General features: G+C 51.3%; 16 protein-coding genes, 11 tRNA genes, 3 rRNA genes and 2 pseudogenes. 31 read left to right on the top strand and 1 reads right to left on the bottom strand.

Annotated features, from left to right (window positions below; all coding sequences use genetic code 11):
- Positions 1-59: 59 nt before the first annotated feature.
- From NYE69_RS27660 to NYE69_RS27595, 14 genes are all read left to right on the top strand, one after another.
- Positions 60-1,913, top strand: a complete 1,854-nt coding sequence (locus NYE69_RS27660) for a LysM peptidoglycan-binding domain-containing protein (RefSeq protein ID WP_240752025.1) — start codon at positions 60-62, stop codon at positions 1,911-1,913.
- A gap of 373 nt (positions 1,914-2,286) precedes the next feature.
- Positions 2,287-3,840 (top strand): 16S ribosomal RNA (locus tag NYE69_RS27655).
- A gap of 223 nt (positions 3,841-4,063) precedes the next feature.
- Positions 4,064-6,995, top strand: a 23S ribosomal RNA gene (locus NYE69_RS27650).
- Between the two features lie 132 nt (positions 6,996-7,127).
- Positions 7,128-7,244: ribosomal RNA gene (gene rrf / locus NYE69_RS27645) — 5S ribosomal RNA — on the top strand.
- Together the 16S, 23S and 5S rRNA genes with 10 tRNA genes alongside form the textbook arrangement of a ribosomal RNA operon.
- Before the next feature lie 5 nt (positions 7,245-7,249).
- Positions 7,250-7,322: transfer RNA gene (locus NYE69_RS27640), tRNA-Asn, on the top strand.
- A gap of 59 nt (positions 7,323-7,381) precedes the next feature.
- A tRNA-Ser gene (locus NYE69_RS27635) sits at positions 7,382-7,473 on the top strand.
- Positions 7,474-7,490: 17 nt separating this feature from the next.
- A tRNA-Glu gene (locus NYE69_RS27630) sits at positions 7,491-7,562 on the top strand.
- A gap of 52 nt (positions 7,563-7,614) precedes the next feature.
- A tRNA-Val gene (locus NYE69_RS27625) sits at positions 7,615-7,690 on the top strand.
- A gap of 18 nt (positions 7,691-7,708) precedes the next feature.
- A tRNA-Met gene (locus tag NYE69_RS27620) sits at positions 7,709-7,782 on the top strand.
- Between the two features lie 72 nt (positions 7,783-7,854).
- Positions 7,855-7,931 (top strand) — tRNA-Asp (locus tag NYE69_RS27615).
- A 43-nt stretch (positions 7,932-7,974) separates the two neighbouring features.
- Positions 7,975-8,047, top strand: a tRNA-Lys gene (locus NYE69_RS27610).
- Positions 8,048-8,061: 14 nt separating this feature from the next.
- Positions 8,062-8,136 (top strand) — tRNA-Gly (locus NYE69_RS27605).
- 6 nt (positions 8,137-8,142) lie between these two features.
- Positions 8,143-8,216 (top strand) — tRNA-Arg (locus NYE69_RS27600).
- A gap of 8 nt (positions 8,217-8,224) precedes the next feature.
- A tRNA-Leu gene (locus tag NYE69_RS27595) sits at positions 8,225-8,304 on the top strand.
- Positions 8,305-8,369: 65 nt separating this feature from the next.
- Here the strand turns inward: NYE69_RS27595 and NYE69_RS27590 are convergent.
- Positions 8,370-8,468 (bottom strand): annotated as a pseudogene (locus NYE69_RS27590) (tyrosine-type recombinase/integrase); the annotation flags it as partial.
- A gap of 610 nt (positions 8,469-9,078) precedes the next feature.
- Between NYE69_RS27590 and NYE69_RS27585 the strand changes: the two are divergent.
- From NYE69_RS27585 to NYE69_RS27505, 17 genes and pseudogenes are all read left to right on the top strand, one after another.
- Positions 9,079-9,209 (top strand): annotated as a pseudogene (locus NYE69_RS27585) (family 1 glycosylhydrolase); the annotation flags it as partial.
- A gap of 290 nt (positions 9,210-9,499) precedes the next feature.
- Complete coding sequence (locus NYE69_RS27580; RefSeq protein ID WP_413773886.1) at positions 9,500-10,009, top strand: MarR family transcriptional regulator; 510 nt, start codon at positions 9,500-9,502, stop codon at positions 10,007-10,009.
- Positions 9,990-10,769 (top strand): Fe-S cluster assembly ATPase SufC, encoded by a 780-nt coding sequence (gene sufC / locus NYE69_RS27575; RefSeq protein ID WP_155621452.1) that lies wholly within the window; start codon positions 9,990-9,992, stop codon positions 10,767-10,769. Before NYE69_RS27580 ends, sufC begins: the two co-directional genes overlap by 20 nt.
- Positions 10,770-10,792: 23 nt before the next feature.
- A complete protein-coding gene (gene sufD / locus NYE69_RS27570; protein WP_413773885.1) occupies positions 10,793-12,100 on the top strand; it encodes a Fe-S cluster assembly protein SufD in 1,308 nt (435 codons plus the stop codon).
- 42 nt (positions 12,101-12,142) lie between these two features.
- Positions 12,143-13,540, top strand: a complete 1,398-nt coding sequence (gene sufB / locus NYE69_RS27565) for a Fe-S cluster assembly protein SufB (RefSeq protein ID WP_340929015.1) — start codon at positions 12,143-12,145, stop codon at positions 13,538-13,540.
- Between the two features lie 57 nt (positions 13,541-13,597).
- Positions 13,598-13,822 carry a hypothetical protein gene (locus tag NYE69_RS27560; RefSeq protein ID WP_340929013.1) on the top strand — a complete coding sequence of 75 codons (225 nt, stop codon included), beginning with the start codon at positions 13,598-13,600 and terminating at the stop codon, positions 13,820-13,822.
- Positions 13,823-13,860: 38 nt separating this feature from the next.
- Positions 13,861-14,100, top strand: coding sequence for a NifU family protein (locus NYE69_RS27555; RefSeq protein ID WP_155621449.1), 240 nt, complete (start codon positions 13,861-13,863; stop codon positions 14,098-14,100).
- Between the two features lie 379 nt (positions 14,101-14,479).
- The gene (locus tag NYE69_RS27550) at positions 14,480-15,469 is read left to right on the top strand and encodes an ABC transporter substrate-binding protein (protein WP_155621448.1); all 990 of its coding nucleotides are present in this window, start codon (positions 14,480-14,482) and stop codon (positions 15,467-15,469) included.
- The gene (locus NYE69_RS27545; protein WP_155621447.1) at positions 15,450-16,226 is read left to right on the top strand and encodes an ABC transporter ATP-binding protein; all 777 of its coding nucleotides are present in this window, start codon (positions 15,450-15,452) and stop codon (positions 16,224-16,226) included. Before NYE69_RS27550 ends, NYE69_RS27545 begins: the two co-directional genes overlap by 20 nt.
- Entirely contained in the window at positions 16,220-16,972 is a 753-nt protein-coding gene (locus tag NYE69_RS27540; protein WP_155621446.1) for an ABC transporter permease, read from the top strand. The genes NYE69_RS27545 and NYE69_RS27540 overlap by 7 nt, the downstream gene beginning before the upstream one ends.
- Positions 16,973-17,160: 188 nt before the next feature.
- Positions 17,161-17,640: a nucleoside deaminase gene (locus NYE69_RS27535; RefSeq protein WP_036620605.1), complete on the top strand. Its 480-nt coding sequence runs from the start codon at positions 17,161-17,163 to the stop codon at positions 17,638-17,640.
- 92 nt (positions 17,641-17,732) lie between these two features.
- A tRNA-Pro gene (locus NYE69_RS27530) sits at positions 17,733-17,806 on the top strand.
- Positions 17,807-17,908: 102 nt separating this feature from the next.
- Positions 17,909-18,598, top strand: coding sequence for a BofC C-terminal domain-containing protein (locus tag NYE69_RS27525; RefSeq protein ID WP_340929009.1), 690 nt, complete (start codon positions 17,909-17,911; stop codon positions 18,596-18,598).
- Between the two features lie 141 nt (positions 18,599-18,739).
- Positions 18,740-20,395 (top strand): AraC family transcriptional regulator, encoded by a 1,656-nt coding sequence (locus tag NYE69_RS27520; protein WP_340929007.1) that lies wholly within the window; start codon positions 18,740-18,742, stop codon positions 20,393-20,395.
- Positions 20,396-20,528: 133 nt separating this feature from the next.
- Complete coding sequence (locus NYE69_RS27515; RefSeq protein ID WP_340929005.1) at positions 20,529-21,500, top strand: iron-hydroxamate ABC transporter substrate-binding protein; 972 nt, start codon at positions 20,529-20,531, stop codon at positions 21,498-21,500.
- 17 nt (positions 21,501-21,517) lie between these two features.
- The gene (locus NYE69_RS27510; protein WP_340929003.1) at positions 21,518-22,525 is read left to right on the top strand and encodes a FecCD family ABC transporter permease; all 1,008 of its coding nucleotides are present in this window, start codon (positions 21,518-21,520) and stop codon (positions 22,523-22,525) included.
- The gene (locus tag NYE69_RS27505) at positions 22,522-23,529 is read left to right on the top strand and encodes a FecCD family ABC transporter permease (RefSeq protein WP_340929001.1); all 1,008 of its coding nucleotides are present in this window, start codon (positions 22,522-22,524) and stop codon (positions 23,527-23,529) included. The genes NYE69_RS27510 and NYE69_RS27505 overlap by 4 nt, the downstream gene beginning before the upstream one ends.
- The last annotated feature ends 126 nt before the right edge of the window (positions 23,530-23,655 follow it).

Here is a 23,655-nt window from a genome sequence, read left to right as displayed (position 1 = left end):
TAAATGGGCCCCGGGCGATAATCACGTTCCGGAGAAGATACCTAGGAGGTCTTTAGCGCGTGAAAATTCATATTGTCAAGAAAGGCGATACTTTGTTTGAGCTCTCAAAAAAGTATAATGTGCCTCTGCAGAAATTGATCGATGCCAACCCGCAAATCGCAAATCCCGACGTGTTGAACGTAGGCGACAAGGTGAAAATTCCTGCCGAGGCGGTGCCGATCGGCGGGGAGACGGGCAAAATTTATAAGCATGTCGTCAAGCAGGGCGATACGTTGTGGAAGCTGGCGAATGCATGGGGACTTTCTTTGCAGACATTGATCGCGGCGAATCCGCAACTGAAAGATCCGAACCAGCTGACGGTTGGCGAAATCGTCAACATTCCCGCGGGGGCAGGCCAGGCCTGGGGAGAGCACGGCAACCCGAATCTGAATCCCAATCCGGAGAATATCGGGACATTGCCGGCCCAAACCGGCAAGAAAAACACGGCGCCCATCGCAGACATGGCCGGCAAAAAGAGCACGGCTCCTATTACCGGGGCGGAAATGGCACCCAAAACCAATATCGCGCCGGAAGCCGTTAAGCCCGCCCCCAAGGAGGCTCCGAAAGAGGAGGTTCCTAAGCCGATGAATGTGGAGCCTGTTAATCTGCAGCCGATACAGGCGGAGCAGCCGAAGACGGTGCCGATGGAGATTAAAATTGAGGTCGAGCAGATCCAATACGAAACGACCAAACTGGAGCCTGTGAAGGTTGAGCCGATCAAACACGAGCCGATCAAGTACGAACCCATCAAGTATGAGCCGCCAAAATACGAGCCCATGCATTATGAACCCGCCAAGTATGAGCCTATAGCTTACACGCCGATGAAATCCGAACCGGCCAATCTCGCCCCGATCTCTTACGAGCCGATGAAATCGGAGCCGACCGGCCTTGGCCCGATCTCTTACGAGCCAATGAAATCGGAACCGTACGGTTATGGGCCGGTAAGTCCGTCTGCCTATGAACCGATGAAGTCAGAGCCACAGGCATACGCACCTTTAACTGCCCAATATCCGACGGCACAGCTGCCTGAATATGCAAACCCTCAATATCCGCACTATCAACCGCTTCAGCCTACGTCCGTATTCCCCGCAATGGCTTATCCAACTCAATCCCCATGCGGATGTTCGGGGAATGTCCCGCATACCTACCAGCAGCCGGAGAGCTACCATCCTTTTTACCAATACAATGTACCCGCGGAAGCCGTATCTTCCTCCAATATTCCGCAGTTTCCGCAGGTGCAGGCTGCAATGGGGCATATTCCGGAAGGGGAGTATCCGGGGATATCGAATGCAGGCGCACCGATGTACACGATGCCGGAAGCAGGCGGGATTACCAGCCCGGCAGAAAACAATTATCCTATGCTTAGCATGCACCATTATCCGACACCTGAACCGCAGTATGTGTCTCCCGAATCCTATGGCAATACGCCGTTTACTCAAGGAGCGCCCTGGCATCATGGCCCAGGAACTCTACCGTATTATGGACAGCCGATGCCGGCATACCCGTCTGCGGTTTCACCCTTGTCCCAAGCGGCGCCGTTTATGCCGGGTTATCCTTTAAACTATCCGGTTCCTTTGACTCAAGGGGCGTCCTGGGGGAATGAACCGCTTAAAGGCGAAGTTAGCCCGCTGGAAAGTATGAAAGGTTATTCGCAAAGGGATGCGCAGACGACGGAAATCCATGCGGAAGCCGAGCCGGCAGGAACATCGGAAGTCCAGCAAGCCGGCCCCGCTAAAAATGTTACAATCTCGGGTGGCCCGGATTCGGTAAAACCTCGTAAAAAGCAAGGCAAGTCCAGATCAGATGGGGCCGGAAAAAAAAGCTCGGGCAAACTCAAAACGTCCGGCCGCCGGAATCCGTGGATTAATGCTTGAAGATCTATGGAGCGAGGGCGGTGATCCCTCGCTCTTCTTTATTTTTTTCTTATTTCCGAAAATTAACATGCTTAATAGCTTGAGTATAACCTAGTAATGTGCTATATTAAATGTCCCCGCGAAATGCGATAATATTAATCTCGCAGGGAAAACCTTTGATTTAAAATTATTTTTAAAAAAAGCTTGCATTACTTTCGGCAGTGTGTTATATTATTTAAGTCGCCGCTGAAACAACGGTGATGAACGAAAAGCAAAGTTGATCTTTGAAAACTGAACAACGAGTGAGTATAAATGAGAATTAAAATTCTCGTCAGTAACTGATTGAGCTAATCGCTCTTTCGAATAAACTTGGATGATTCGTTCATCCAACCTTTTATTGGAGAGTTTGATCCTGGCTCAGGACGAACGCTGGCGGCGTGCCTAATACATGCAAGTCGAGCGGACCTGAAGGAGTGCTTGCACTCCTGATGGTTAGCGGCGGACGGGTGAGTAACACGTAGGCAACCTGCCCGTAAGACCGGGATAACTACCGGAAACGGTAGCTAATACCGGATAATCAAGTCTCTCGCATGAGGGGCTTGGGAAAGGCGGAGCAATCTGTCACTTACGGATGGGCCTGCGGCGCATTAGCTAGTTGGTGGGGTAACGGCTCACCAAGGCGACGATGCGTAGCCGACCTGAGAGGGTGAACGGCCACACTGGGACTGAGACACGGCCCAGACTCCTACGGGAGGCAGCAGTAGGGAATCTTCCGCAATGGACGAAAGTCTGACGGAGCAACGCCGCGTGAGTGATGAAGGTTTTCGGATCGTAAAGCTCTGTTGCCAGGGAAGAACGTCCTGTAGAGTAACTGCTACAGGAGTGACGGTACCTGAGAAGAAAGCCCCGGCTAACTACGTGCCAGCAGCCGCGGTAATACGTAGGGGGCAAGCGTTGTCCGGAATTATTGGGCGTAAAGCGCGCGCAGGCGGCTGTTTAAGTCTGGTGTTTAATCCTGGGGCTCAACCCCGGGTCGCACTGGAAACTGGACGGCTTGAGTGCAGAAGAGGAGAGTGGAATTCCACGTGTAGCGGTGAAATGCGTAGAGATGTGGAGGAACACCAGTGGCGAAGGCGACTCTCTGGGCTGTAACTGACGCTGAGGCGCGAAAGCGTGGGGAGCAAACAGGATTAGATACCCTGGTAGTCCACGCCGTAAACGATGAGTGCTAGGTGTTAGGGGTTTCGATACCCTTGGTGCCGAAGTAAACACATTAAGCACTCCGCCTGGGGAGTACGGCCGCAAGGCTGAAACTCAAAGGAATTGACGGGGACCCGCACAAGCAGTGGAGTATGTGGTTTAATTCGAAGCAACGCGAAGAACCTTACCAGGTCTTGACATCCCTCTGACCGCTGTAGAGATATGGCTTTCCTTCGGGACAGAGGAGACAGGTGGTGCATGGTTGTCGTCAGCTCGTGTCGTGAGATGTTGGGTTAAGTCCCGCAACGAGCGCAACCCTTGACTTTAGTTGCCAGCAAGTGAAGTTGGGCACTCTAGAGTGACTGCCGGTGACAAACCGGAGGAAGGTGGGGATGACGTCAAATCATCATGCCCCTTATGACCTGGGCTACACACGTACTACAATGGCCGGTACAACGGGAAGCGAAGGAGCGATCTGGAGCGAATCCTAGAAAAGCCGGTCTCAGTTCGGATTGCAGGCTGCAACTCGCCTGCATGAAGTCGGAATTGCTAGTAATCGCGGATCAGCATGCCGCGGTGAATACGTTCCCGGGTCTTGTACACACCGCCCGTCACACCACGAGAGTTTACAACACCCGAAGTCGGTGAGGTAACCGCAAGGGGCCAGCCGCCGAAGGTGGGGTAGATGATTGGGGTGAAGTCGTAACAAGGTAGCCGTATCGGAAGGTGCGGCTGGATCACCTCCTTTCTATGGAGAATCGCTTCCTGCGATGGAAGCATTCAAATAGCTAACTCGGGTTAGCGAACTTACTCACTCGTTGGTCAGTTTTGAGAGTTCAACTCTCAATTTGATCCTTGAAAACTGGATAACGAAACGAAATTTGCGTTTTAGAACAATCCTTTTAGCTGAACTTGTGTCAAAACAAGTGAAGATATTAGTGGTTTGATATTTTCCCTTCGGGAAAAATCATGGTTAAGCTACTAAGAGCACACGGAGGATGCCTAGGCGCTAGGAGCCGAAGAAGGACGTGGCGAACAACGAAACTGCCTCGGGGAGCTGTAAGCAAGCATCGATCCGGGGATGTCCGAATGGGGAAACCCGGCTGGGGTAATACCTAGTCACTCATCACTGAATCCATAGGTGGTGAAGAGGCATACCAGGGGAACTGAAACATCTAAGTACCCTGAGGAAGAGAAAACAATAGTGATTCCGTCAGTAGCGGCGAGCGAACGCGGATTAGCCTAAACCGAAGAGCTTGCTCTTCGGGGTTGTGGGACGTCTCACATGGAGTTACAAAGGCAGAGGTTAGACGAACAGGTCTGGAAAGGCCGGCCAGAGAAGGTAAAAGCCCTGTAATCGAAAGTCTTCGCCCTCCGAGACGGATCCCGAGTAGTGCGGGGCACGTGAAACCCCGTATGAATCTGCCAGGACCATCTGGTAAGGCTAAATACTCCCTAGCGACCGATAGTGAAGCAGTACCGTGAGGGAAAGGTGAAAAGCACCCCGGAAGGGGAGTGAAACAGAACCTGAAACCGTGTGCTTACAAGAAGTCAGAGCCCTCTATATGGGTGATGGCGTGCCTTTTGTAGAATGAACCGGCGAGTTACGTTTGCAAGCAAGGTTAAGGCGAGAAGCCGGAGCCGCAGCGAAAGCGAGTCTGAATAGGGCGAATTTAGTTTGCAGGCGTAGACCCGAAACCGTGTGATCTACCCCTGTCCAGGGTGAAGGTGCGGTAACACGCACTGGAGGCCCGAACCCACGTACGTTGAAAAGTGCGGGGATGAGGTGGGGGTAGCGGAGAAATTCCAATCGAACTCGGAGATAGCTGGTTCTCCCCGAAATAGCTTTAGGGCTAGCCTCGGTGTGACAGTCGTGGAGGTAGAGCACTGATTGGGTGCGGGGCCCGCAAGGGTTACCAAGCTCAGTCAAACTCCGAATGCCATAGACTGATTCACCGGGAGTCAGACAGTGAGTGCTAAGATCCATTGTCAAAAGGGAAACAGCCCAGACCATCAGCTAAGGTCCCCAAGTGTGTGTTAAGTGGGAAAGGATGTGGAGTTGCACAGACAACCAGGATGTTGGCTTAGAAGCAGCCACCATTTAAAGAGTGCGTAATAGCTCACTGGTCGAGTGACTCTGCGCCGAAAATGTAACGGGGCTAAACACACCACCGAAGCTATGGCTTGATGCTTTGCATCAGGGGTAGGGGAGCGTTGTATGAGGGTTGAAGGTGTACCGTAAGGAGCGCTGGACAGCATACAAGTGAGAATGCCGGTATGAGTAACGAAAAGATCAGTGAGAATCTGATCCGCCGAAAGCCTAAGGGTTCCTGAGGAAGGTTCGTCCGCTCAGGGTAAGTCGGGACCTAAGGCGAGGCCGAAAGGCGTAGTCGAAGGACAACAGGCTCTAATTCCTGTACCACCATAATCCGTTATGAGCGATGGGGTGACGCAGGAGGGTAGTGACGCGGGGCGATGGAATGCCCCGTCCAAGCAGTGAGGCTGGTGTGTAGGCAAATCCGCACACCGTAAGGCTGGGCTGTGATGGGGAGGGAAAATTTACAGTACCGAAGGTCATGATCTCACACTGCCGAGAAAAGCCTCTAGCCAGGAGAAGGTGCCCGTACCGCAAACCGACACAGGTAGGCGAGAAGAGAATTCTAAGGCGCGCGGAAGAACTCTCGTTAAGGAACTCGGCAAAATGACCCCGTAACTTCGGGAGAAGGGGTGCCCCGGTAGAGTGAATAGCTCGAGGGGGCCGCAGTGAAAAGGCCCAAGCGACTGTTTAGCAAAAACACAGGTCTGTGCGAAGCCGCAAGGCGAAGTATACGGGCTGACGCCTGCCCGGTGCTGGAAGGTTAAGGGGAGCGGTTAGGGGTTAAACCCGAAGCTGTGAACCGAAGCCCCAGTAAACGGCGGCCGTAACTATAACGGTCCTAAGGTAGCGAAATTCCTTGTCAGGTAAATTCTGACCCGCACGAATGGCGTAACGACTTGGGCGCTGTCTCAACGAGAGATCCGGTGAAATTTTAATACCTGTGAAGATGCAGGTTACCCGCGACAAGACGGAAAGACCCCATGGAGCTTTACTGCAGCTTGATATTGGACTTTGATACGATTTGTACAGGATAGGTGGGAGCCTAGGAAGTGGGAGCGCAAGCTTCCATGGAGGCGACGTTGGGATACCACCCTGATCGTATCGGAGTTCTAACCCAGTACCGTAAGCCGGTACGGGGACCGTGTCAGGCGGGCAGTTTGACTGGGGCGGTCGCCTCCTAAAGAGTAACGGAGGCGCCCCAAGGTTCCCTCAGAATGGTTGGAAATCATTCGCAGAGTGCAAAGGCAAAAGGGAGCTTGACTGCGAGACTGACAAGTCGAGCAGGGACGAAAGTCGGGCTTAGTGATCCGGTGGTACCGCATGGAAGGGCCATCGCTCAACGGATAAAAGCTACCCTGGGGATAACAGGCTTATCTCCCCCAAGAGTCCACATCGACGGGGAGGTTTGGCACCTCGATGTCGGCTCATCGCATCCTGGGGCTGAAGTAGGTCCCAAGGGTTGGGCTGTTCGCCCATTAAAGCGGTACGCGAGCTGGGTTCAGAACGTCGTGAGACAGTTCGGTCCCTATCTGTCGTGGGCGCAGGAAATTTGAGAGGAGCTGTCCTTAGTACGAGAGGACCGGGATGGACGCACCGCTGGTGTACCAGTTGTTCCGCCAGGAGCACAGCTGGGTAGCTAAGTGCGGACGGGATAAGCGCTGAAAGCATCTAAGCGTGAAGCCCCCCTCAAGATGAGATTTCCCAATTAGTAAGACCCCTTGAAGACGACGAGGTTGATAGGCCTGAGGTGGAAGTGCAGCAATGCATGGAGCTGACAGGTACTAATCGGTCGAGGGCTTATCCAAAAAGATACCCCAAAAAGTGACGCGAGGCTTCGAAGGTAATTTCGATTACTTTTCGGGGACCCCGGGAACTGAAAAGGGGCTAACACGCAAATCAAGTTTCGTATCCAGTTTTCAAGGATTAACCTTGAATCGTTTGGTGGCGATGGCGGAGGGGTTCCACGCGTACCCATCCCGAACACGATCGTTAAGCCCTCCAGCGCCGATGGTACTTGGACCGAAGGGTCCTGGGAGAGTAGGACGCCGCCAAGCAATGTTCCCTGATAGCTCAGTCGGTAGAGCACTCGACTGTTAATCGAGTTGTCACAGGTTCGAGTCCTGTTCGGGGAGTTATCCCGGAAAGCAAGCGGATCGACATTCCGGTGCTTTCCGGGGAGACCAACTCTTATGGAGAGGTGTCCGAGTTGGCCGAAGGAGCACGATTGGAAATCGTGTAGGCGTCACAAGCGTCTCGAGGGTTCGAATCCCTCTCTCTCCGCCAGCTTGGATTTATATTGCGGCCCGTTGGTCAAGGGGTTAAGACACCTCCCTTTCACGGAGGTAACAGGGGTTCGAATCCCCTACGGGTCATTGCTTTCATTAATGCTTAGTGCATCAAGTAGGGAAAACTAAAGTATCCCATGGAGGCTTAGCTCAGCTGGGAGAGCATCTGCCTTACAAGCAGAGGGTCAGCGGTTCGATCCCGTTAGCCTCCACCATAAGATCATTTTTATCGACGCGGGGTGGAGCAGCCCGGTAGCTCGTCGGGCTCATAACCCGAAGGCCGCAGGTTCAAATCCTGCCCCCGCAATTAACTCCAAAATTAGTGATGAAAAGCTTAGGCTTGCTCGGATCGGTTTGTGGAGTTCGCAATTATCAGTGTGGAGCCGTGGTGTAGAGGCCTAACATGCCTGCCTGTCACGCAGGAGACCGCGGGTTCGAATCCCGTCGGCTCCGCCATTTCATCCTTGAAAAGGGATGAGAAAAGAAATTTGTTTTGTACGAGCCATTAGCTCAGTTGGTAGAGCACCTGACTTTTAATCAGGGTGTCGAAGGTTCGAGTCCTTCATGGCTCACGTTAATTTGATATGCGGACGTGGCTCAGCGGTAGAGCATCGCCTTGCCAAGGCGAGGGTCGCGGGTTCGATTCCCGTCGTCCGCTCCATAATTTGCGCCCTTAGCTCAGCTGGATAGAGCGTTAGACTACGAATCTAAAGGTCAGGAGTTCGAATCTCTTAGGGCGCGTATTTTTTGCCGGTGTGGCGGAATTGGCAGACGCGCGCGACTCAAAATCGTGAGGGAAACCGTGGGGGTTCGAGTCCCTTCACCGGCATCATATAGAATAACCAATGGTTCATTAGAGATATTCTCTAATGGGCTTTTTTTTGCTGTGATTGAGTAATCGCTATGACCTAACCACTCTTGGACCTCTTTCATGCTAACACCATTACTCAATAATAAAGCGGCGCAGCTATGACGAAGATCGTGAAAACGGATGTCGCATGTTGTTTTTTTTAACCCACTACCTCAGTACGCCTTAGCCCATAAAAAGCTGTGGGGATTACGGCAAGTTCGATTCTAGTGCCCCTCACGATTTCTATAAGTTGATTGACTTCAGAAGTACTATAAGAACTGCCGACAAACACCTTTTTTCTTTGGACGAATGATTTTGTCAGCTGGATTAGACGTAATTCTCTCCGTAATAATAGCTTACTGGAACGCTTAGTGGATATTGTTCACCCTCCATCAGACGAGCGAGTCGCTTCTCCTACTCCCGAAGCGTGGGCATTTATGCGCTATTTTATCCCGAAGAATAGTATTAAAAAATAGCATAATATCTTTTTGATTCAACCTAATCATCAGTGCTTGACAGTCAAGCCGACAACAGACCGTGGCCTGGAGCGAGACTCGCTATCCGGAGGCTTTGCACGATTATCCCGTTTGATCATGTGACTTGGCTTTCTGAACCAAAGGGATAATCGTGCAAAGTGGTTTGGAGAGACACCCCCCATCTCCGTCATCATTTATTTTGTCAAGCACTGATTTTCGTCTTGAGCCATCTTTTTTATAGTCTTTTCGGTGTCGGCACATCAGCCGTACCTGAGCGGAAGCCATTGCCGATGGCGTGGAAGTGACGGATATACGACCTGGGGCTGCATCGATCTGGTCAGCGCCTCGACGGCCCAGTTTAAGAAGCGTTACGGATTCATCTATGTCGACCGTCATGATGATGGCTCTGCCGGAGAATGAGCCAAGCTACCGGATGTTCTGTCCGAACTATTGAAGATTGGCGTAAGCAAGGTTACTGAATTCCGTTCCTTTGGAGCGGTTTTCTTTTTTATCAGGGGTCAGTGTTGCCATACATGCTCACGGTAGCGTAATGAAGCGTGGCAGTTCAAATATTGATATTGATAATCATTATCAATTATGTTAAAATGATTTTGTTCAGTAATGAACAAAAAAGCAACCATCTATTGTTGACACTAGACTTGGTGTGCAACGACTACAAAAGAGGGGAGATTGGGCAATTGGAGTCTAAACGTCATCTTTACGAGCAGTATTTAAAAATACTGCATCTGAATGAGTTGTATACTGAGCATGAAATTAACATGTTTCGGCAACAAGCCAGAAAGCACCAGATTGACATGCTTTCTAACAATATTACTAGTGTACACGTTATTGATTGCATTGGTGATTATGAACCAATAAATCATACCGGAATTGTGCAGAAGATGGATCTGTCCAAAGCAAGCATTACAAATATTAGTTCAAAGCTGCTGGAAACGGGCTTTATTATGAGAAGTCAGCTGAACAACAATCGTAAGGAGATTTATTTTAGCTTAACGGATAAGGGAAGACACGTTTATCATTTGCATAAAAAGCTGCATCAAGAAAAAGAAGAGGGTTTCTACCGATTTATTGAATCCTATTCAGAGGCTGAGTTGCAGACTATCGGAAAATTTATGAGTGATTTGTTGGCGCGTGCCGAAAAACTCTACGGAAGGGAAGTATGGGAGAATGACGACCTTAAAGATTGAGGAATTAAGAAGCAAGATTGAGGGGAAAGAAATTTTAAAAGGGCTCACACTGGAGATTCATGGTGGAGAGATTCATGCGATTATGGGGCCTAATGGGACGGGAAAAAGTACGCTGGCTTCGGCTTTAATGGGACATCCCAAATATGAGGTTACCGGCGGCAAGGTGACATTGGACAATGAAGACCTTCTGGAGATGGAGGTGGATGAGCGTGCCCGGGCAGGCTTGTTCCTCGCTATGCAATACCCAAGTGAAATTGCCGGGGTGACGAACTCGGACTTTCTCAGAAGTGCCATCAATGCACGGCGTGAAGAAGGCGAGGAGATCTCCTTAATCCGTTTTATCCGTGAAATGGAGAGCAAAATGAAGGGGCTGGAGATGAACCCGGAATTCGCGCATCGTTATTTGAATGAGGGATTTTCCGGCGGTGAAAAAAAGCGGAATGAAATTTTGCAAATGATGCTGCTTGAACCCAAGTTTGTGATTTTGGATGAAGTGGATTCCGGGCTTGATATTGATGCACTGCGTATTGTGGCTAATGGTGTAAATGAGATGCGCAGCCCGGATCGAGGTTTTTTAATCATTACCCATTATCAACGTCTGTTGAATTATATTACCCCGGATTTTGTGCATGTCATGATGCAAGGCCGGATTGTTAAATCCGGCGGCCCGGAGCTTGCCCGCCGTTTGGAGGCTGAAGGATACGATTGGGTGAAAGAGGAGCTTGGGATTACGGATGAGACGGCAGGCGAGGAAGTTTAAAAGCTGAAGAGGAGGATAAGCAAGTGGGTATACAAGCAAGAATTTCAATGAATGCGAACGCTTTGCGCGCTTGGTCAAGTGCTAAGGATGAACCTCGTTGGCTGCTTGAACGCCGGATTCGGGCACTCGAGCTGGCAGGGACGCTGGGGCTGCCTAAAGTGGAGAAAATCAAACTTGAAAAATGGGATATCTACGAAGGTGGAGATTACAAGGCTGAAAATGCGTGGTCAGGTTTGGAAGATGCGCCGGAGGTTGTTCAAGGTTTGGTTGCTTCACCAGTGAAAGGCGGATTAATCGTTCAGTTCAATTCGGATGTAGTGTATACGGAATTGTCCGAGAGCTTAGCCGCCAAGGGAGTCATTTTAACGGACCTGCATACTGCGGCAAAAGAGCATGAGGCGTTGGTTCAACGTTATCTCTTTCAGGCAGTGAAGCCGGAAGAGCATCGTTTATCTGCTGCACACAGTGCCTTATGGAGTGGTGGCGTGTTTCTATATGTCCCGGACGGTGTAGAGGTTGAAGCGCCGATTCAAGCGATCTTTCTTAACGATACAAGCGGTGTGCGTTTCGCCCCTCACGTCTTAATTGTGGCCGGGAGCAACAGCAAGATCGTTTATGTGGATAATTGTGTATCCAGCAGGGATGATGTCGAGGTATTGCATAACGGTGTGGTGGAGGTCTTTGCGGGAGCGGGCTCAAAGGTGCAAGTAGCTTCGGTTCATCAGCTTGCTGCAGCAACAACGGATTTCACCGAGCGGCGGGCGGTCGTTCATGCGGATGGCGGTGTGGAATGGATTATCGGCGAGATGAACAATGGTTATAGCGCCAGCGATACCAAGACTTTGCTTCAAGGCAACGGGTCGGTCTCCGACACTAAGGTGATTGCGATTGGCACGGGCAATCAAAAATCGAGCTATACAACTCAAGCCCGGCATTTTGGCAGAAGCTCAGTGAGCCAGATGATTACGCGTGCAGTCATGCTTGAAGAAGCTACGGCCATTATCAATGGTATTACAAAGATTGAAAAAGGTGCAACCCATTGTGATGGTCAGCAAACAGAACGCGTGCTTATGTTAAGTCCTAAAGCGCGCGGCGATGCCAATCCGATCCTGCTGATCGATGAGGATGATGTAACCGCAGGTCATGCTGCATCCGTGGGGCAAGTCAATGCGGAACAAATCTATTATCTGATGTCGCGTGGGATATCTCGGAGTGAAGCTGAATATCTTGTTGTTTTCGGATTTCTCGCCCCTGTCATTTCAGAGATCCCGCTGGAGGGGGTTCGCAGTCGACTGCAAGGTTTAGTGGAGAGCAAGCTCGGCAGATCATAGTAAATCAAAATAAGTCTCGGAAGGTTAAAAGGAGTGATACTAATGGCTAAAAAAGCGCCGGATATGGGCGAATATAAATATGGGTTTCGCGACGAGCACCAGTCTATTTTTCAATCTGGAAAAGGTCTGACTGAAGAGATCGTCCGGGAAATTTCCCGAATCAAGGAAGAGCCGGAGTGGATGCTCGATTTTCGGCTGAAAGCTTTGAAACAATTCTATAAGATGCCGATGCCTCAATGGGGAGCGGATTTGGCCGGGCTAAATCTGGATGACATCCAATATTACGTTCGCCCTTCTGAAAAACAAGGGAAGACCTGGGAGGAGGTTCCTTCCGAGATTAAAGCCACCTTTGACAAGCTGGGGATTCCTGAGGCGGAGCAAAAGTTCCTGGCGGGCGTATCCGCTCAATACGAGTCGGAAGTCATCTATCACAGTATGCGGAAAGAACTGGAGGATCAGGGCGTTATTTTCCTTGATACGGATACTGCATTAAAGCAATACCCCGAAGTGTTTAAGCAATATTTTGGAACGATCATCCCTCCCGCCGACAATAAATTTGCGGCGCTTAACAGTGCGGTTTGGTCAGGCGGTAGCTTTGTATACATTCCGAGGGGCGTTCAGTGTGAGGTTCCTATACAAGGGTATTTCCGTATTAATTCTGAAAATATGGGCCAATTCGAGCGGACCTTAATTATTGCCGAAGAGGGCAGCTTTGTCCATTACGTTGAAGGATGTACAGCACCTATTTATAGTACCAGTTCTCTGCATAGCGGAGTTATAGAAATTATTTGCCGGAAAGATTCCCGTGTCCGTTACACGACCATTCAGAATTGGGCTCCTAATATCTACAACTTGGTAACCCAAAGGGCTGTGGCAGAGGAAAACGCCACAATGGAATGGGTGGACGGCAACATCGGCTCCAAGGCAACAATGAAGTACCCGGCTGTATTATTGAAAGGACGGGGAGCCAAGGGGTCCATCCTGTCTATTGCCGTAGCCAGTAAAGATCAGCATCAGGATGCCGGCGCGAAGGTCATTCACCTTGCTCCCGAGACAACATCTACGATCATATCCAAATCCATCAGCAAACAGGGCGGTAAAGTAAACTACCGTGGGTTATCCAGCTTCAGCCGCGATTCCGCAGGGTCCAAGTCCAATATTAAGTGCGATACGTTGATTTTGGACAATCTCTCAACATCAGATACAATTCCGTACAATGAAATTAAAAATGATCAGATTACTTTGGAGCACGAGGCAACAGTATCCAAAGTGTCCGAGGAGCAATTATTTTACTTAATGAGCCGCGGGCTTACAGAACAGGATGCCACCCAAATGATTGTCATGGGTTTTATTGAGCCGTTTACCAAGGAATTGCCGATGGAATATGCCGTTGAAATGAATCGGCTGATTCAATTTGAGATGGAAGGAAGCATCGGTTGATCCATTAATTTAATAAATCAAGGGTTTTACTTTTTAGGAGGCATGGGGTGTGTTTTAATGAAGAAAAATAACTCAGACATCTCAGAATTAGAGCAAATTACTCGAGAGAAAAAGAAAATTCAGTTCTATCTTAATATGCTCTTAGGACTGAGTGCAAGTTGTGGTGTGATGATACCTACAGATCCAATTTATACGATTTTAATGGAACTTTCAGATCAAGAGGCCTCTCTAATAAAAAAGGCAAAGGATCAATCAGAACATCCAGAACGAAACAGGGCCTGAATTGACTGTTGTTAAAACAATGAGAGGAGGGTGGCATAATGGAGGACAATGGAATTTTATTCGATGAAGTATCGGAAGTGCTTCTCAAACTACGTCCTTTCTTACTGCGTGACGGTGGAGATGCTGAACTGGTTGAGGTTGAGAACGGTGTAGCCAAATTAAGATTTTTGGGAGCTTGCAACGGTTGCCCAAGTGCTACGATTACGTTAAAGGCCGCTATTGAACGCGCAATCCTTGAGGAAATCGATGATATTAAAGAAGTTGTACAAGTATACTAGGCTGTTATATAAATCCGCATAGAAGGTATCTTCGGAAAGGAACTCTTTAAGGGTTCCTTTTTCAATAATCATACCGTTTTTCATCATGAGGATGACATTCGCAGAATTTTATCGGGGAAAGATGATGAGCAGAATTTCGTGGCCTAATCTGTTTTTTTTCAAACTATTTAAATTTGCAAATATACAAAATGCAGTGATGGGTGTAAAATGGCATTACTTGAGGCTACTGGACGAACAATGGTCTAATTGTAATATTGCTTGTGAATAAAAGTGCAAGTTGGCGGGAGAGGTCTCAAGTAAAGGGGCATATCGCTATGCCAAATCTACATAGACACATAGGGGAGATGGGACAACCGTGAAGTTTGGGGCAACAAGAAAAATGATGATGTTGTTGGCGCTGGTGCTTGTCGTCAGCATAGTGGGCGTGGCGTGCGGAAGCAAGACGAAGAATGCCGACACGGGCGGCGCGGGCAACGCCGCGGCGGCGACGGGGAATACGGGAGATACAACGGCGGAGCTGCCGGAGCTGTCGCTGGGCCTCCTGCCTTCGATTGATGCGATTCCGTTTATTATTGCCCATGAGCAGGGCTTTGATCAGAAGCGAGGGGTGAACCTGAACATTCAGACGTTCAAAAGCGCCAAAGACCGCGACGTAGCTTTTCAAGCGGGGAAAGTTGACGGGCTAAGCGCCGATTTGGTCGCCATTTCGATCTACAATGAAGCAGGGCTGAACGTAAAAATCACCAGCACGACCTTTGGGGAATTCGATCTGCTGACCGGCAATAACAAGATTCAGGACGTAAAGGATCTGAAGGGTAAAACCGTGATTCTATCCAAAAACACCTCTACGCAGTACACCGTTGCCATGATGCTGAAGCAGGCCGGTCTGACGGAGAAAGATATCCATATAACGGAGGTGCCGCAAATTCCCACCCGGCTGGAGCTGCTGAAAAATAACAAAGCGGACGCCGCGATTCTGCCGGAGCCGTTCGTCACGATGGGAAAAGCGTCAGGCTTACGCGTGCTTAGCTCCACGAACCAGGCCCAGGTGAACCCGTTTGTGCTGGCTTTCCCGCAAAGCGCGATTGATGCCAAGCCGGAAGCGATCCGCGCCATGTACGCGGCCTATGACGATGCGGTAGCGTACATGCAATCCCATGACCAGAAGGATTACATCGACCTGGTGATCAAAGAGGTCGGCTACCCGGAAACCTTGAAGGACCAAATCGAGGTGCCGGCTTACATCCCGGCCAATCAGGTCGATGTCAAAGAGGTCGAGGCGGCGTTTGCCTGGGCCCGCGAGCAGGGCCTGCTGACCAAAAACATCACCCCCGAAGAAGTGATCTCCGATGTCCAGTTCAAGAAATAACGGATTGCGCGTAAAGGAGCTTGAGGTTGAATACAAGAGCGGGGAGCTGGCGCTTGGCAGAGTGGATTTCACCTTGCCGGAGCATGGGATTTATACCATTCTGGGGCCATCCGGGAGCGGGAAATCCACGCTGCTGCGCGCCGTGTCCGGCCTCCTGCCGGAATACCGGGGCGAGCTGCTGTTCAATGGACAGTCCCTGCGCGGACAGGACGTTCTGATCGGTCTGGTGCCGCAAAATTACGGCCTCTTGCCCTGGAAGACGGTGAGAGCCAACATCAGGGTAGCGATGAAGATCGCTAATCCTAAGGGGCAGGACAGGCAGGCCCAGGAGGCGCAGATTGACCGCTGGCTGTCTGCGATGGGCATTCAGGAGCTGGCGGAGCGTTATCCGCTGTCGCTGAGCGGGGGCCAGCAGCAGCGTGTGGCCATTGCGCGGGCGTTTGCGATTGTGCCGTCTATTTTATTGCTGGACGAGCCGTTCTCTGCGCTGGATGCCATGACGCGGGAAGCGCTGCAGCAGTTGTTCCTGGAGCATTGGCAGGCGAACCCGGCCACAGCGTTGTTCGTGACGCATGATGTGGATGAGGCCATTCTGCTGGGGCAGAAAATCATCGTGCTCCCGTCAAGCAAGAGCGAGGCGCCGGAGATGATTGACAATGAGGCGGTATTTGGGCTGGAGCATGGGGAGAAGCGGGCTAGTGATGCCTTTTTTGCCCAGATCAAGAGAATCAGAAAGGTAATGCAGGAGAAATGGTGAATAAACGGCGGATCAACTATATTTTTAGAATATTGCTTGTGTTCTTGGGAATGAATGCGGTCTGGTACGCGGCGTATTTGCTGGTGCATCATCCGATGCTGCCCAGTCCGCTGGAGGTCTATCAGGCGATGGGACAACTCGGCGGAAGGGATATTGTGCTGAATGTCGGCTATAGTCTGATGCGTATTTTTGCCGGAGTCCTGCTGGCGCTGGTCGTCGGCCTGATGATCGGGCTTCTGATGGGGCGTTCGGCGCTCTGGAACAAGCTGCTGGACCCGGTGGTGTATTTGACCTATCCGGTGCCCAAGATCGCCTTGCTCCCGGTGGCGATGCTATTCTTCGGGCTTGGCGAGACTTCTAAGATTCTCATGATTATGCTGATCCTGCTTTTCCAGATTATTATTTCCGTGCGGGACGGGGTAAAAGCTATTCCGGCGAGCACCTATGATGTCTTGACAAGCATTGGCGCAGGGGCCGGTCAAAAATTTTGGCATATCACCCTGCCCGGCGCGTTGTCCGTGATCCTCAGCACCATCCGCATCTCGCTTGGCACGGCTATTTCGGTCCTGTTCTTTACTGAAATCTACGGCACCGAGCACGGCATGGGCTTCTTTATTATGGATGCCTGGCTGAGGCTGGATTATCCGCAAATGTATGCCGGTATCCTGCTGTTTAGTCTGGTGGGCTTCGTCCTGTTTCTGCTGGTGGACCTGCTGGACTATCGCTTCATGAAGTGGCGGACGTAGGACGAGACGCTGGTAACCCGTTGAGTTTTATATAAAAAGTCGTGAGAAGGATTTTCGTGATGTGCTCGAAAAATTTTGTTTCGCATCTATGTAAAATAAAAGCACATAACCTTTTTCGAAAGCGGGTTATTCGGGGTATAATGCTTGAAAGCACCGCTTTAGGTGCATTACATGAGAGGTGACAACGTATGGGAGAAAATAATCATCAATATTGGATGAAAACGGCGGTACGCGAAGCTTACGAAAATGTACGCCTTGCGCAGGGAGGGCCTTTTGGCGCGATTGTGGTTAAGGATGGGAAAATCATCGGGACGGGACGAAACCTTGTTACCTCGCTTAATGACCCTACAGCTCATGCCGAGGTGCAGGCCATTCGCGAAGCCTGCCGGCATTTGGGCGATTTTCAGCTTAAGGGCTGTACGATCTACACCAGCTGCGAGCCTTGTCCGATGTGTATTGGGGCGATATATTGGGCTCGTCCCGACGCCGTCTATTATGCCTGCACCAAGGAGGAGGCGGCCGGGATCGGATTTGACGATCAGTTCATTTATGAAGAAATCGCCAAACCGATGGATCAACGGTTTATTCCAATGGAGCAAATCAAAACAGCCGAAAGCCTGCTGCCGTTTAACGCTTGGAGAGCTTCCAGCAGCAAGATCGAATACTGATATGCAGGTAACCAAGAAATTAGAGTTGACTAATTAATTGCCGACGCTATAATAGAAAAAGTGGCCTGATTTCTGGGAGGCCTGAAATTTTACGGGACGTAGCTCAGCTTGGTAGAGCACCTGGTTTGGGACCAGGGGGTCGCATGTTCGAATCGTGTCGTCCCGATCCATCAACAGTCATCCGCGCGGATGGCTGTTTTTTTGAACTGAATAAATCCCCTTTCCGTCGGTCACAATAGAAAATAAACTCCGACAGAAGGGGATAACCGTGAATATCTTCCATATCAAAAAGCAACTCAAAAGAAGATGGAGAAGATGGAGACGTGCCATCTGGACGATCGGCGCCTGCAGTTTGGTTGCGATCATGGCTTGGCTCGGGATGCCCTTGTCCGAACAGATGGAAAACTTGATGACCAATGAGCCGATCGCGATGGAAACTTGGGGCAAACTTCAGGAGGCAGCGCCCGAAGCAACCGCGGATGATTGGTTAAGCGAATTGAAGCGAACGGATCGCACCCGCATCGTTCATTTGAATAAAATCTATACCTGTGGCGAAGAAAGCAGCGTATTGGGCATTATGCGGCCGGATGAAATCGCGGCATTGATGAAAGCCCATCCGGAATGGGAAGGGCGGCTTGGGGCCGGCGGAGATGTGTGGATCGACGAAAGGATCAACGGGCTGTCCGAAACCTGCAGCAAGCAAGGATACATCGGCATCGACAAGGACGGAAATCTGACGTTGTTCGATGGGCCTCCCAAGAAGGAAAAGGTCATCCGGACCTTTTTTCAATTGGATGTAGAGATGATGGAGAGCGCCTTGCCGGCGGATGTTTTGAAGCAGCTGCAGCAGGGCATTCGCATACAGGACGTAGAAGAGTACAACAGCGTTTTGTCCACTTTTAGCGATTTTGCCTTGGAGCAGACCGAAAAGGTCATGCAGCAAAATGAAGCGCAGTAGCAGCGCGGCGGGCCAAAGGAGCGCCCCCATTCCGAATCAGGGATGGGCGGCGCTTTTTTAATGGACGTTGACGTTACCCTACAGTGTGGTACTATCGGAGAAAGAAGCTGGTTATTTTTCATCGCAATGGAGGCTTTTGTGTTGACCAACCTTGTTTCGGAGTGGGCGGAGTTCCGCTTTCCATTATATACGGCTGTTCAAATTCGTTCGCTATACGGTACTTCAAATTTGCCGGCACATAAAATCCATGAAGAGTTCGCGGTGCTGATCGGGCTCGCCGGCGGCAAAGCTGTCCTTAGAATCGGCGACCAGACCTTTGAGCTTGCCGAAGGCACGGTCATACTGCTTCCGGCCGGGGCCCATGCCGCGCTGATGACCGATTCCCTTGGGCCGCTTCACGCCTACAAGCTTTCCATCGGCATTTCGGAGCAGACCATGTCCCAGTATAGCGGCTCCATGATCCGCGGCAGCGAGCTGTTTGACGGCAAGAATGTGCGATTTTTTCCAAATGAACCTGGGATCGTGGCCATGCTGGAGGAGTTGTATCTTTATCGTTCACCGGCTTATGAGGCCCGGCATGTCCAAAATCAAATGGTGTTTTACCGGATTATTTTTGAGCTGCTGTCCCGATCCGGGGGAACCCATTCGGCCAATGGGGAGCTAAGCATGGAGCGAAGCATCGCTTATATGGAGAACCGCTTTAGCGATAAAATAACCCGTGAGCAGTTGGCCGCGATGGCGGGCGTAAGCAGTTCGCATTATTCTATTTTATTTAAGCGGATTACCGGCTTTTCTCCCCAGGAATATCTATCGCGGCTGCGCGTTCACCGGGCCGTCGAGCTGCTGATCGGCGGTTCGGGCACGCTTAGGGAGATCGCGCAGAAGGTCGGCTACAAGGATGAGTTTTACCTTAGCCGCCGTTTCAAACGGCAGATTGGAGTATCCCCGACGGTTTATCACAGCATTTCTCCGCAGCGCGTGGCCGTGATGCTTACTCCTTATGCCAGCCATCTGCTGCTGCTGGGGCGCGAACCGGTGCTCACGATTTCGGAGAACGGCGAGTATGTCCATACCGCAGAACTGCCGCAGCCGCAAGCGATGAGATTTATCCATACGGACTGTACCTTTGAGCAATTAAAGTCGGCACTGCTGGATACCAAAGCGGATATGATTATCGCGGCGAGGGAGCATTTGCACAGACACGGTCTGAATCCCGAGCAGCTGCGGGCGTTCGCGCCTATGGTAGAAATTCCATGGATGGAACTTGGCTGGAAGGAGCATCTTCGCCTGATTGCCCGGGCGATTCGGCAAAGCGAAAGGGCGGAAGCGTGGCTGGCGGCATTTGAACAAGAGGAGAAGTCGGCTTGTCTTTTGGTACGGCAAAGGGCGGCCGCGGACGAAACCGTGGCGATTTTGGTTGTCCGACCGGAGGGACTGCTCGTTTACGGCGCCCGCAATGCCGGGTATGTGATATACCATTCGCTTGGGCTAAGACCCCCGGCAAAAATACAGCAGCTTAATCATAAGCTGGGCAATACATTCCATTCGATTCCCATCGAGCCGGCGGAGCTGGCCGATGTTGCGGGGGATCGCCTGCTCGTGATCGTGTTTCCCGATGCCAAGGGTTCCACCGCACACGCGGAAGCCTTGTTTCAGTCCCCGTACTGGAAAGAGCTTTCCGCCGTACAGCGGAACAAGGTGCATCATTTGGACATGGACGAATGGATTCCATACAATCCCGTGTCCATCCGCCTGCAGCTGCAACGTGCTGTGACGTTATTTTCCAGCATCCAATAGTCCAAGCTCCTTCCCTAACAATAAGCTATGGTTAAGCGAAATAAGGCTGAATATAATAAGTTATGAAAATGAAACTCATTATCAATTAGTGTCCTCATTGACACATAGCTATTGTAAGGGAGAGAGTCATCTGATGAGAAAGCTGCTTATTCCGTTTGTTCTGTCATTAGCGGTTATGCTGAGCGCGTGCGGCATAAGTCCAAGTCAAGGCGCAAATCAAACCGATCGCACAGGCGATAGCGGGAATTCTTCCCCCGGGTCTTCCCAGTCTGCAAACGAGCCTGACTCCGGGACCATGACTTATCAATCCGAAAACGGACCTGTCGAGGTTCCGGCCCATCCGCAGCGCGTCGTTGTCTTGACCAGGTTTCTGACGGGCAATGTGATGCAGCTGAATGTGCCGATCGTCGGAGCGGACGAGATGTCCAAGGAAAACCCGCAATTCAAAGACAGGCTGAAAGACGTGGAAGCGGTGACGGACGAAAGCCTGGAGAAGATCATTGAACTGCAGCCGGACCTTATCATCGGACAGTCTGATATTAAAAACGTAGACAAGCTCAAGCAAATTGCGCCAACGGTTACTTTTACGTACGGAAAAGTCGACTATTTAACGCAGCAGCTGGAAATCGGCAAACTGCTGAACAAGGAAAAAGAAGCCCAGGCTTGGGTGGATGATTTCAAGGCGCGGACGAAGCAGGCCGGCGAAGAGATTAAAGCGAAGATCGGCGAAGGCGCGACGGTCTCGGTGATCGAGACGTTCAACAAGCAGCTTTACGTGTATGGCTACAATTTTGGGCGCGGCACCGAACTTTTGTATGGCGATTTGGGCTTCAGCCTGCCGAAGAAAACAAAGGAAGTAACGAAAAAGGACGGCTATTTCGCGGTATCCTCCGAAGTTTTGCAGGATTACGTGGGGGACTATATTATTTTCAGCAAAAACGCCGACGAGGACAATTCCTTCCAGAATACGCAGTCTTACAAAAATATCCCTGCCGTCAAAAACAACCGGGTTTTTGAAGCCGATGCGAAAGCTTTCTATTTCAACGACCCGCTCAGCATGGAATACCAATTGGAATTCTTTAAGAAAAGTTTCCTGGGCAAGTAACCAAGGCAGAGGTACCTATGAGAGTTAAATTACGTTCCATTCCGTTTATGTATAAGCTTCTCGGCAGCGTGCTGCTGCTCGTCGTCTGCTTCGTGATCTCGATGTTGTTCGGCGCGCAGGAAACGGCGCCGCATGAACTGTGGCTGGCGCTTACTTCGGCTGCATCCGAAGGGAATGTACTCACGCTGCAAGAGATCCGTTTGCCGCGTGAACTGGCCGCGATGCTGGTCGGCGCCGCGCTGGCCGTATCCGGCGCGATTATGCAAGGGGTTACCCGCAATCCGCTAGCGGATCCCGGCTTGCTGGGACTCACGTCCGGCGCCAACCTGGCGCTGGCCGTCATTTTTGCGTGCATCCCGGGGATCAGCTACTTCGGCATCATGCTGGCTTGTTTTATCGGCGCCGCCGCAGGCGGAGGGCTGGTCGTCGGACTTGGCGCGGTGCGCCGAAGGAACTTGTCCCCTGTTCGCATCGTGCTCGCGGGAGCGGCCATCTCCACCTTTCTGCAGGCCGCCACGGAAGGCATCAGCCTTGCGTTCAAAATTTCCAAGGATGTCTCCATGTGGACGGCCGGAGGCTTAATCGGGACAAATTGGGAGCAAATTCAGGCGGTCGCGCTGGTCATTGTTGCCGGAATTGCGGTGTCCGTCATGTATTCCGGCCATTTAACGATTCTCAGCCTGAGCGACGAGGTGGCGGTAGGCCTGGGGCAAAAGCTCGCGCGGATCAAATTTATTTTGTTTGCCCTGGTCATTCTGCTGACGGGGGCCGCGGTGGCGCTCGCCGGAAACATCGCCTTCCTCGGGCTGATGATTCCGCATATCGTCCGCAAGATCGTGGGCACCGATTACCGTTATATCCTGCCTTTTTCGGTGTTTGCGGGAGCCGCCTTCATGCTGCTGGCGGATACGCTCGCCCGGACCATCAACGCCCCTTACGAGACGCCCATGGCGGCGATTGTGGCCATGGCCGGCTTGCCGTTTTTCCTGCTTGTCGTGCGTAAAGGGGGCAAAGCGCTATCATGAATCCGTCCGCTTTTGTTCGGAAACAGCGTCTCATTTTGCTGATCAGCCTCGGGGCCATCGTTCTGACGGCTGTCGCCAGCATGGGGTTTGGTTATTCGTCTCTGTCCTTCGACAGGCTGATTCCCGTGCTGCTGGGCCACGGTACGTTTAAAGAGGAGTTCGTTCTGTTTTCCGTCAGACTGCCGCGAATTCTGGTCACATTGTTGTCGGGAATGGCCTTGGCGTTATCCGGGTCGATCCTGCAAAGCGTTACCCGCAACGATTTGGCCGACCCGGGCATCGTCGGCATCAATTCCGGAGCAGGCGTGGCGATCTCCGTGTTTTTTCTGTATTTTCCGATCGAAACGGGATCGTTTGTCTATATTCTGCCTTTTGTTGCGTTTGTCGGGGCTTTGATCACGGCCATACTCGTGTATATTTTCTTGTACAGCCGGACCCGGGGGCTTGATCCCGTTCGCCTCGTCTTGGTTGGAGCGGGCTTCTCCATGGCGCTGTCGGGGATTATGATCGTGATTATTTCCTCGGCGGAACGCGCTAAGGTGGACTTTATCGCCAAATGGATTGCCGGCAATATTTGGGGTACGGACTGGCCTTTTATCGGGGCTTTGCTTCCGTGGCTGATCCTGCTTGTGCCGTTTACTTTGTTTAAATCCCGGCAGCTTAATCTGCTCAGCTTAAGCGAGACATCGGCGATCGGCGTGGGCGTTCATCTTGAGCGCGAGCGGCTGATCCTGATTTTGGCCGCCGTCGCGGCATCCGCATCGGCGGTTTCCGTCACCGGGGGCATCGCCTTCATCGGCCTGATGGCTCCGCATATCGCCAAAGCGCTGGTCGGACCGCGCAATCAGCTGTTCATTCCCGTCGCGGTGCTGCTGGGCGGGTGGCTGCTGCTCATCGCCGACACGATCGGCCGCAATCTGGTCGATCCCGACGGGATTCCGGCCGGTGTTATGGCCTCGCTGCTCGGGGTGCCTTATTTTGCTTTTTTACTGCTTAAAAAATAGCGTCAGCATATCAGTATATAGGGATAAGCTTAACCCAGTAATCGGCGTTTGGCGGCTGGGTGTTGGTACGATGAACTGAACGATGAACCGTCGGCGATTAAATTAGCGGCATTTTAAGTACTTATT

The sequence above is a fragment of the Paenibacillus sp. FSL R5-0527 genome, assembly GCF_038008055.1.
In the GTDB taxonomy this organism is placed as follows: domain Bacteria; phylum Bacillota; class Bacilli; order Paenibacillales; family Paenibacillaceae; genus Fontibacillus; species Fontibacillus macerans.
Note: the sequence above shows the minus strand (reverse complement) of the source record. Positions and strands in the feature narration are given on the sequence as shown.